The sequence below is a fragment of the Calderihabitans maritimus genome, from assembly GCF_002207765.1.
Classification (GTDB): Bacteria; Bacillota; KKC1; order Calderihabitantales; family Calderihabitantaceae; genus Calderihabitans; species Calderihabitans maritimus.
This window is the reverse complement of sequence record NZ_BDGJ01000197.1, coordinates 54,475-61,619: the sequence shown is the minus strand read 5'-3', so window position 1 is coordinate 61,619 and position 7,145 is coordinate 54,475. Positions and strand designations below refer to the sequence as shown.

Sequence of the window (7,145 nt, the reverse complement as noted above, 5' to 3'; positions counted from 1 at the left end):
GACGAGCCGGCGGGCTGTTATGAGGATATCGAGCACGCCGATACCTTTATCTTCTGGGGCTGCAACATGGCGGAACAGCACCCGATTCTCTTTTCCCGGGTCACTGACCGGAAGCTGTCCAACCCTGGTGTGAAAGTTATCGACATCGCTACGCGCCAGACCAGGAGTACCGAAATTGCAGACATGTACCTGGAGTTTAAGCCGGGTACTGATTTGGCTATCATGAACGCCATGGCCCATGTGATTATCAAGGAGGGCCTGGTGAACGAAGAATTTGTCAGCAAGTACGTCAAGTTTAAAAAAGGGAAGGAGAATATCGGCTACGGGCTGGAAGATAAGTTTAAGTTCAAGGATGAACCTCAGGAAATTACCTTTGAGGAGTACAAGCAGTTTGTGGAAAAGTACACGCCTGAATATGCGGAAAGCCTGAGCGGAGTACCTGCGGACAAGATTCGGGAAGTAGCACGGCTGCTGGCCGACCCCAACCGGAATACCATATCTTTCTGGACCATGGGCTTTAACCAGCACGTTCGGGGCACCTGGGCCAACAACCTGGTCTATAACCTGCACCTTTTAACGGGTCAGTTTGGACGTCCCGGCGCAACCGCTTTCTCCCTGACCGGGCAGCCCAGTGCCTGTGGAACCGCCCGGGAAGTGGGTACCTTTGCCCACCGTTTACCCGCCGATATGGTGGTGACCAATCCCGAGCACCGGGCTATCGCGGCGAAGATCTGGGGTGTGCCGATAGAAAAAATTCCGGCCAAGGTTGGCCTGCATACGATAGAAATGTGGCGGGCTGTCGATCGGGGAGAAATCAAGGCGATGTGGGTAATGTGCGCCAACCCGATGCAGTCGCTGCCCAACCTGAACCGTTACCGCAAGGCGCTGGAGGATAACAAGACCTTCCTGGTCGTTTCCGATGTCTACCCGACCCAAACCACAAAGCTGGCTGACGTTATTCTTCCCTCCGCCATGTGGGTGGAAAAAGAAGGAATGTACGGCAATGCGGAAAGGCGCACCCAGCACCTGGCCAAAGCCGTCGACCCGCCCGGGGAAGCCAGAGATGACCTGTGGCAGATCGTGGAGATTGCCAAGCGCCTGGGGTACGGAAAGCTGTTTGAGTACGACGACCCCAACCTGAAAAAAGCCCTCTGGGAGGAATACCGCAAATTTGGCGAGGGCAGGGGCCACGATTATGCTCCCTACGAGGAATATGTCAAGGCCCGGGGTCTGCAGTGGCCGGTGGTCAACGGCAAGCCGGTGAAACGGCGCTTTGTGGCCGGCGAAGATCCCTATGCCAAGGCACCCTTTGACTTCTACGGTAATAAGAAGGACGAACATAAGGCCATCATTTGGGCCCGTCCCTACGAGCCGCCGGCAGAGAGCCCCGATGAGGAATATCCGTTCTGGCTGTGCACCGGTCGGGTTCTGGAACACTGGCATACCGGTACTATGACCCGCAGGGTGCCTGAACTTGACCGGGCCGTCCCGAGGGCTTACGTGGAAATTAACCCGGAAGATGCCAAGGAACTGGGCATCAAACAGGGGGACAAAGTTAAGCTGGTTTCCCGCCGGGGTGAGGTGATAATTGAAGCGGAAATTAACGGTCGCGGCAAACCTCCTCGCGGGTATCTGTTCGTACCCTTCTTTGATGACGAAAGGATAATCAACCTCGTGACCATAGACGCCTATGATCCCATTTCCAAAGAACCTGATTTCAAAAAGTGTGCCGTGCGTATAGAGAAAGTTTAAATTTAAAGGAGGATGCCCGTGCCGCAGGAAGAAGAACGCTTATCGAGACGCAAATTATTCGGACTGGTTAAAGATAAACTTGTTGGCGCGGGAAGTGCTGCCCTTCAGGTGGCCGCTCCCAAATTGGCGAGCGGCCTCCTCCGGCCTCCCGGTGCGGTAGAAGAAGAAGAGTTTCTCGCTACCTGCCGGCGCTGCGGGAAATGTATCGAGGCCTGTCCCGGCGGAGCCCTGCGGGAGGCCGGCCCGGAGCACGGGCTGGCCCTGGGGACCCCTTACCTGGTCCCCGGGGAGGTACCGTGCTCCCTCTGCCTGACTTGTCAGCAAGTATGTCCCAGTGGAGCAATACAGTCTCTGGCCAGAGATAAGGTCAGGATCGCGGTCGCGGTAATTAAACGGGATAGATGCCTGGCCTGGCAGGGCGGCATGTGCCGGGCCTGTTACGATCGCTGTCCGGACCGGGGCCGGGCTATGGTGCTGGAGTCCTTCCGCCGGCCGGTGATCCGTGAAAGCGACTGCTCCGGCTGCGGAAATTGCGCTCATGCCTGTGTTCTTAAACCCGCGGCCATAGTAATGAAACCTGTGGAGAAAAGGGGGTAGCTCATATGTTCCAGAAGCGGAAAGGTTACGTGCTGGCGCTTGTTCTTGTGGTAGTCGCGCTGGGGGTCTTGGTTGCCGGTTGCGGTCAAAACCAGCCACAGCCTGCTGAAACGGAAAAGGCCCAGCCCACTGTATACCCGCCGGTCATTACTCACAGTTTAGAGGGTAGGGTCGGCCAGTGTCTCGTGTGCCACGAAGAGGGCTCGGGGGTTGACGCACCTAAAACTTCGCACCCGGAAAGGGCCAACTGCCAGCAGTGTCACGTGGCTCAGGGAGCAGAGCAGCAGTAATAACAAGGGGGAAATAATCATGGTTATCTCCGGTATTTTGGTGAGAGTTAACCCGGAGGACGTTCAAAACGTGGTCAGTTATTTGGAAACTATCCCGGGAGTATCGGTTCACGGTGTCTACGAGGATTCCAAAATTATAGTCGTTCTGGAAACCGAAACGACTGAAGAGGCCCACCGCATTACCAGCCACCAGATGGCCGGCGCTGAAGGAGTGCTGGGGGTCTACCTTGCTTACTGCAACTTCGAAGATGAAGTTTTAGGTGAGGACAGGGAGCAAGAAGTCCACTAAACGTACCCGGCGGCACGTATACCGGGCGGTGTACAGGAGGTGACAGGGATGTTCGGTATTCTCCCCAGTATCGGCGTACCCGAACTGATTCTGATACTGGTACTGGCGTTACTCATCTTCGGGCCGGGAAAACTTCCGGAAGTGGGTAAGGCGGTAGGAAAGAGTATTCGGGAGTTTAAGAAGGCCTCCCAGGACGTGAAAGAAGAGGTAGACAAGGTTTTCGAGGAGCCGGTCAAGTAAACTGCCGCCGGCATTCCATTCGTGGTTTTTCCATGGCATCAGCTGGAAAGTAAAAAAATTCGAGAGCAGCAATCCGCCTGCTGAGAAGCGGGCGGTTTTTTTATATCTCAATTTCCTTTTTCAGGCAGGAAAATGTGAAATCATAGCGAAATATATAAAACCGTGGCGGTTAATAAATTCCGTCCTCATCAGGGGGAATAACCGGTGCGCAACGGACATCCGCGAACGTGGTTCAGTTTCATTTTAATGCTTGGAGACCTGTTGCTGGTCAATGCCGGCTTCATTTTGGCTTTCTTGATCCGCTTCCAGGGGAAACTGCCTGCCACCAACTTTGATCCTTATCTAAAACTCTTTCCCTGGATTACCCTGGCAGCGGTTATCTTTTTTAATGTATACGGGCTCTACTACACCGTTCGCCGCAGTTGGAGAGACATCCTTTCCTCTCTCATCTGCTCCGTGGGCCTGATTTTCTTGATCAGTGTAGTGCTATCCTACATGGCCCGGGGCTTTGCCTTCCCGCGGACGGTGTTTTTCCTGGCGGCGCTGCTGCAGCTTGCCTTACTGGGCGCCTGGCGCCGCTTCATGTGGAGATGGGAGAGAAAGCTTCACGGCTCCAAGAAAGTTATAGTGGTGGGAAGATTACTGGAGGCGCAGGAACTGGCCGTCAAGCTTTCCCGAAGCTCCGAAGGAGTGTTCAACATACAGGGGATAATAGGAGATATTCCCTTACCGGAGGCAAAGCAAGGACGTGATTTCTATCCGGTACTGGGTTCATGGGAAACGGCGGAAGAAGACCTGTTGAAATGCAGTCCCGACCTGGTCTATGTCTGTTCCTCCGTTCCTCAGGAGCTCAAGAAAAAGATTATAGCCTCTTCCCTGAGCAGCCCGTGGGAAGTGTACCTGGTACCCGACCTGTACGACATCATGGTAGTCCAGGCTACCCTGGACCAGATCGATGACACTCCGGTTTTTCACGTAGGCAGTGTCCGGCCCAAAAACGGCCTGCAGTTCGGAAAACGCCTGCTAGACGTATCTATTTCTGCCGCAGGCCTGGTACTGGCCTTACCTCTCATGCTTTTGATAGCCTTGGCCATCAAACTGGATTCCCCCGGTCCCGTCTTTTACACCCAGGAAAGGGTAAGCTACCGGGGTAAAACGTTTAAACTTATCAAGTTCCGCACCATGGTTAAAGATGCCGAAAAATACACCGGACCGGTGCTGGCCGCGGAAAACGACCCGCGCATTACCCGGGTGGGTAAGTTTCTCCGGGCCACCCGGCTCGACGAACTGCCGCAGCTCATCAATGTCCTCAAAGGCGAGATGAGCCTGGTCGGACCCCGGCCGGAAAGGCCCTACTTTGTCCGGCAGTTCGAAAAACAAATACCCGAGTACGCTTACAGGCACATAGTCAAGTCGGGAATTACCGGCCTCGCCCAGGTGGCAGGCAAATACAGCACCAGCCCGGAGGACAAGCTGCGCTATGACTTGCTTTACGCCAAAACAGCTTCACCGTTGCTAGACCTGCAAATTTTGTTTCAGACAGTGAAGGTGCTGTTGATGAAGGATAAGGCTTCGTAAATGCAAATGAAATTCGTACCTAACAAGTAACGGGGGTTGCGTTGTGGGAGCAAGAATTCTGGTTACGGGTGGCGCCGGTTACATCGGCAGCCATGTGGTTAAGGCTCTCGGTAAAAGAGGATTTAATGTTTTAACTGTGGATAACCTCTCCACCGGTCACGACTGGGCGGTCTTGTCGGGAGAATTAGTTGTGTGTGATTTGCTTGATAAAGAGAAATTGAGGGAGGTTTTTTCTGTTTTCAGGCCGGAGGCTGTAATCCACTTCGCAGCATCAATCATAGTTCCGGAATCGGTAAAGCTACCGCTGCAATACTACACCAATAATGTTGTAGGTACGCTGAATCTTTTGAATGTAATGCGAGAGCATGGGGTAAAGAAATTTATTTTTTCTTCTACTGCAGCGGTATACGGCATCCCGGCAGACATTCCTATAAAGGAAGAAACACCTCTAAATCCCATAAACCCCTATGGCAGCAGTAAAGCAACGGTAGAACGGGTGCTAAAGGACATGTCCCATGCTTCAGATATAGATTACGTTGCCCTCAGGTACTTTAACGTAGCGGGAGCCGACCCGGAGGGAGAATTGGGAGAAGCTAAAGAAAGCGCCACCCACCTGATTACCATGTGTGTACGAACAGCGGCGGGTATTCGACCGTACCTGAATATTTTTGGAACTGACTACCCTACTCCTGACGGTACTTGTGTTAGAGATTACATTCACGTATCCGACTTGGCGGAAGCCCATATCGCTGCGCTGGAATACCTTTTGGATGGTGGAAGTAGCGATGTTTTTAATTGTGGGTACGGTAGAGGCTATTCAGTACTGGAAGTAGTAAAAATCGCTAAAAAAGTTACGGGAGTGGACTTCCCGGTTGAGTATGCTGACAGGAGACCAGGCGATCCGCCCGCTTTGGTGGCTCACGCTCAAAAAATCAGGGACAGGCTGGGTTGGCAGCCGAGATATGATGATCTGGAGTATATTATAGCGACAGCCTGGCAGTGGGAGAAAAAGCGGGTGACTATTCTTTTATAACATTCAATACTTTCAATACTTTTATAAATACTTTAATTTAGGTATGTCATTGGGGGTTATTTTTGTGAAAGTTAGCGTTATTGGCATGGGCTACGTAGGTCTAGTTGCTACTTGTGCCTTAGCCAACTCTGGACATGAGGTTATAGGTATTGAGAAGGATGTGAATAAACTCACGAAGTTGAGGCAAGGTAAATGTCCAATTTTTGAGCAAGGTCTCGACGAGCTTTTGCAGAAACTAATCAGTGAGAACAGAATAGCTTTTAGTTCCGGCATTGAAGCTGTTAACGGTTCAGATATAGTGATGTTGGCAGTAGGAACACCCGCGATGCCGAATGGGCGTGTTGACCTTTCGCAAGTTTATGGGGTAGTAAGCGAATTGGTTAAGGTTCTTGATACTCCGACTATTTTAGTTATGAAGAGTACTGTACCCCCGGGAACTGGGGAAAGTATTTGTCAGCGCTATTTAAAGAATACCAAGGTACCTATTGCTTATATTTCTAATCCAGAGTTCCTTCGGGAAGGACAAGCTCTTAAAGACTGGTACTACCCCGACAGAATTGTTATTGGTGGGGATGATGACTCGGCCATAGAGCAGGTAAAAAGACTTTATGGCGACATAGATGCTCCCATCCTTGTCATGGGGATTACCAGTGCGGAGATGGTCAAGTACGCTTCCAATGCATTTTTAGCGACAAAGATTTCGTTTATCAATGAGATTGCCAACCTTTGTGAGCTTGTCGGAGCGGATATTGATGAAGTGGCTCCTGCTGTAGGCATGGATAGTCGGATTGGAAAGGAATTCTTGCGAGCAGGACTGGGATATGGAGGTTCCTGCTTTCCTAAGGATACCAAAGGTCTTGACTATGTTTCTGTATTCAAGGGATATAATTTTCGATTGCTAAAGGCGGTTATTGAAGTTAATACCAATCAACGAATCCGGGCTGTGCGGAAATTAGAGAGAGCCCTGGATGGGCTGGCAGGAAAGCACGTAGCGATATTAGGTTTAGCTTTTAAGCCAGGCACGGATGATATCCGCGAAGCTCCGTCCCTGGATATCATACCATTACTTTTGGTGGAGGGGGCTACCGTAACAGCGTATGATCCTCTTGCTACCGAAAACGCAAGGAAGGTACTTCCTCCAGATGTTAAGTTTGCGGACAACCCTTATGATTGCATAGAGGGTGCTCAGGCGGTTTTACTCGCTACCGAATGGCCGGAGTTTAGTCAGTTAGATTGGTTACAGGCTAGGACACGGATGAAATCACCTTATGTGATTCTTGACGGTCGTAACGCTTTAGAAAAGGATGAGTTGAATCGTTTAGGTTTTCAGTATTACGGAATTGGGAGATAGGTTCGAAGGTGGGAT

8 protein-coding genes are annotated in these 7,145 nt (G+C 51.5%); all 8 read left to right on the top strand.

The window, feature by feature from the left end; translation table 11 throughout:
• Nucleotides 1-1,752, top strand: a 1,752-nt coding sequence (locus KKC1_RS14155; protein WP_088555070.1) for a molybdopterin-dependent oxidoreductase, incomplete at its 5' end; no start/stop codon positions are given.
• An 18-nt stretch (nt 1,753-1,770) separates the two neighbouring features.
• The gene (locus KKC1_RS14150) at nt 1,771-2,349 is read left to right on the top strand and encodes a 4Fe-4S dicluster domain-containing protein (RefSeq protein WP_088555069.1); all 579 of its coding nucleotides are present in this window, start codon (nt 1,771-1,773) and stop codon (nt 2,347-2,349) included.
• A gap of 5 nt (nt 2,350-2,354) precedes the next feature.
• Complete coding sequence (locus tag KKC1_RS14145) at nt 2,355-2,639, top strand: hypothetical protein (protein ID WP_088555068.1); 285 nt, start codon at nt 2,355-2,357, stop codon at nt 2,637-2,639.
• A 19-nt stretch (nt 2,640-2,658) separates the two neighbouring features.
• On the top strand, nt 2,659-2,928 hold the full coding sequence (locus KKC1_RS14140) for a chaperone NapD (protein ID WP_088555067.1): 270 nt from the start codon (nt 2,659-2,661) through the stop codon (nt 2,926-2,928).
• A gap of 48 nt (nt 2,929-2,976) precedes the next feature.
• On the top strand, nt 2,977-3,168 hold the full coding sequence (tatA, locus tag KKC1_RS14135) for a twin-arginine translocase TatA/TatE family subunit (RefSeq protein ID WP_088555066.1): 192 nt from the start codon (nt 2,977-2,979) through the stop codon (nt 3,166-3,168).
• 204 nt (nt 3,169-3,372) lie between these two features.
• A complete protein-coding gene (locus tag KKC1_RS14130; protein WP_088555065.1) occupies nt 3,373-4,746 on the top strand; it encodes a sugar transferase in 1,374 nt (457 codons plus the stop codon).
• A 43-nt stretch (nt 4,747-4,789) separates the two neighbouring features.
• The gene (galE, locus tag KKC1_RS14125; RefSeq protein WP_088555064.1) at nt 4,790-5,779 is read left to right on the top strand and encodes a UDP-glucose 4-epimerase GalE; all 990 of its coding nucleotides are present in this window, start codon (nt 4,790-4,792) and stop codon (nt 5,777-5,779) included.
• 64 nt (nt 5,780-5,843) lie between these two features.
• On the top strand, nt 5,844-7,130 hold the full coding sequence (locus KKC1_RS14120; RefSeq protein WP_192868268.1) for a UDP-glucose dehydrogenase family protein: 1,287 nt from the start codon (nt 5,844-5,846) through the stop codon (nt 7,128-7,130).
• Nucleotides 7,131-7,145: the final 15 nt, after the last annotated feature.

What these genes read in the sequence shown, in the direction of transcription:
- KKC1_RS14145 (WP_088555068.1), top strand. Translation starts at nt 2,355, where the DNA reads ATGTTCCAGAAGCGGAAAGGTTACGTGCTGGCGCTTGTTCTTGTGGTA.
- KKC1_RS14140 (WP_088555067.1), top strand. Translation starts at nt 2,659, where the DNA reads ATGGTTATCTCCGGTATTTTGGTGAGAGTTAACCCGGAGGACGTTCAA.
- tatA (WP_088555066.1), top strand. Translation starts at nt 2,977, where the DNA reads ATGTTCGGTATTCTCCCCAGTATCGGCGTACCCGAACTGATTCTGATA.